We start from the raw sequence: 2,754 nt of genomic DNA, 5'->3' as shown, positions 1-2,754 counted from the left end.
GATTCCGAAGGACACCGCTGTTGACGGGTCTGGAAGCTGCAGAACCTTCGTTGCACTATACTGCAACCTCAAAAGGTCCCTGGTGCACAAGAATATGCCGTGCAGTCAGAAGATCCTGAGGAAGGAAGGCAAGGGAAAAGGGGATTAGGAGATTCCATGATAGGGGAGGTTATAGATTTGCAGGACGGGTTAAAAAAGGTATGAAAGTCATTAAACCAAAGCGACTAAGGCATGGTGATACAATAACAATCGTGTCACCTGCATCCCCTTCATTAACTACAATTTATTATGACCGCGGGAAATCAGTCCTTAAACGTGCAGGCTTCAATGTCGTAGAAGGGCGATATTGATTTTTCAATGATCGAAAAAAACCCCAAGATATTTATCGGTTACAGTGATATTACGGCATTGCAGATAGCGATGTTTAATAAAACCAGGCTTATCACGTTTTATGGTCCCATGGTCGCAACGGATCTTGGTAAGGGGTTTACAAAATATACGAGGGACAATTTCTTTAACATGCTTGGTGAAACAGGACAAGAAATAGAGCTTAAAAATCCTCATGATAGGGAGATAATAACGATTTGTCCGGGAAAGGCACAGGGTCAGCTCATGGGTGGCTGTTTTTCAATTGTCGTTGCAACGTTAGGGACAGAATATGAGATTGATACAAAGGATAAAATCTTATTTTTTGAGGATATAGATGAAAAGCCACACCGGGTTGACAGATACCTGACCCAGCTGATACTTGCGGGAAAGCTCGAGCATGTAAAGGGCATCATATTCGGCACATTCCAGAAATGCAGATACTATACCCGTGATAACTATTATAAATATGGTGTGACACTCCTGGACATTATAAAAAATAAGGTGGAGCCACTGGGAATACCCACAATCTATGGTTTACAATTCGGTCATGTTATTAACAAACTTACAATCCCTGTTGGGGTATATGCAACGCTCGATGCAACGAACGGGCGTGTAACCGTAGAACCGGCAGTGGTGTGAGTACAGCTTTCAGCGATTAGCAATCAGCATTCAGCGCCAGTGATTAAGCGTGGGGCATATTCCTTCAAGCTTTACCTCCTTTTACCCTCCAATTTTACATGAAACACTAAAAAATCACAAAAATTTCTGGAACACATCCCTTCGAGAATCTGAAATACATTCTTGATTCGGGCAGGTTCTCTGATATATTATTTGGTTCATGTCTCATGACTGGCATACAAAACTCTCCATATTGAACCCGCTCAAGCAAGGGTTTTTCCGGACACTCTGGATTGCGAACGTTGCATCATTGATTGGAACATGGATGCATGAGGTCGGAGCTGCGTGGCTCATGACAACACTTACCCCATCTCCTTTCATGGTTGCGATGGTTCAGACCGCCTCCACGTTGCCGTTTTTTCTCCTTGCACTGCCGGCTGGCGCATTCGCCGATATTATTGACAGACGGCGGCTCCTTATCGCCACACAGTGCTGGATGCTTGTTATATCGTTTATACTGGGAATTATGACAATAGCGGGTATTACGACACCTTCGGTTCTCCTTATACTCACCTTTTTTCTCGCACTGGGTGCAGCAGTAAATAACCCTGCATGGCAGTCAATCATACCCGAATTGGTCGTACGGGATGATTTGGCCTCAGCTATAGCATTGGGTTCTGTTGGATTTAATATCGCGAGAGCCATAGGCCCTGTGCTCGGTGGTTTTGTTGTTGCCGCTTTCGGACCCGGTGTTACATTCATCCTGAATGCCGTATCCTTCCTGGGGGTGTTCATTGTACTTGTGCGGTGGCATCGAAAACACCATGAAAGGACCCTTCCTGAGGAGAGATTGATCGGTGCTATGCGGGCAGGTATAAGGTATGTCCGTAATGCACCGCAGGTAAAAGCGGTATTGATTCATTCAATCCCTTTCTCTTTTTTTGGGAGCAGTCTGTGGGCATTTCTGCCAATAATATCCCGTCAGTATCTCGGGCTTAGTGCAGTGGGATACGGGGGATTTCTCGGGTTCTTCGGTGGCGGTGCAATTCTGGGTGCATCACTATTACCATTGCTCAGACAGAGGGTTTCCCTGAATCTGATTATCGGACTTTCAGCAAATCTCTATGCGCTGGTGATGATAGTTTTGGCATATATCCATTCCTATGCCTTACTTGCACTCGCCATGATTGCGGGCGGCATTGCCTGGCTGATGATCCTCTCAATACTCCTTTCCAGTATTCAGGCTGTAATACCCTCCTGGGTGCGGGGAAGGGTCATGTCGGTACATATGCTTGTCTTCTTTGGCTTCATGGCAGCGGGAAGTACCTTATCCGGAACAATAGCGGTTTGGGCAGGCATCCCCGTGACACTTACTATTGCTGCCTTTTTTCTGATTGCGGGTACACTGGTCACGCAGCGTTACAGACTGATAAGCGGTGAGAATCTTGATCTCACCCCTTCTGCACACTGGCCCTCATTAAGTGTTTCAAATGAACCTGAATTAGACGAAGGCCCCGTGCTCGTCGTCATCGAGTACCGCATTGACCAGACAAAATCGATTGATTTCACAAATGCTATGCGGGCGCTGAAAACAATCCGCTGCAGGGATGGGGCAATCAGGTGGAACCTGTTTCATGACATAACAGACCCTAAACATTATATCGAATCGTACATTATTGAGTCCTGGGGAGAGCACTTGAGGCAGCATGAACGCATCACCGTTTCAGACAAGGAGATTGAAGACCGGGTTCTCTCTTTCCACACAGG

At 46.1% G+C, this 2,754-nt stretch carries 2 protein-coding genes; both read left to right on the top strand.

Annotation, left to right across the window (positions count from 1 at the left end):
- Positions 1 to 357 precede the first annotated feature (357 nt).
- Positions 358 to 1,008 carry an LD-carboxypeptidase gene (locus NTU69_08800; GenBank protein ID MCX5803609.1) on the top strand — a complete coding sequence of 217 codons (651 nt, stop codon included), beginning with the start codon at positions 358 to 360 and terminating at the stop codon, positions 1,006 to 1,008.
- A gap of 199 nt (positions 1,009 to 1,207) precedes the next feature.
- A partial coding sequence (locus NTU69_08795) for an MFS transporter (protein ID MCX5803608.1) occupies positions 1,208 to 2,754 on the top strand: 1,547 nt, incomplete at its 3' end.

The sequence above is a fragment of the Pseudomonadota bacterium genome (genome assembly GCA_026388215.1).
Classification (GTDB): Bacteria; Desulfobacterota; Syntrophorhabdia; order Syntrophorhabdales; family Syntrophorhabdaceae; genus JAPLKF01.
This window is presented reverse-complemented; position numbering and strand designations above follow the sequence as displayed.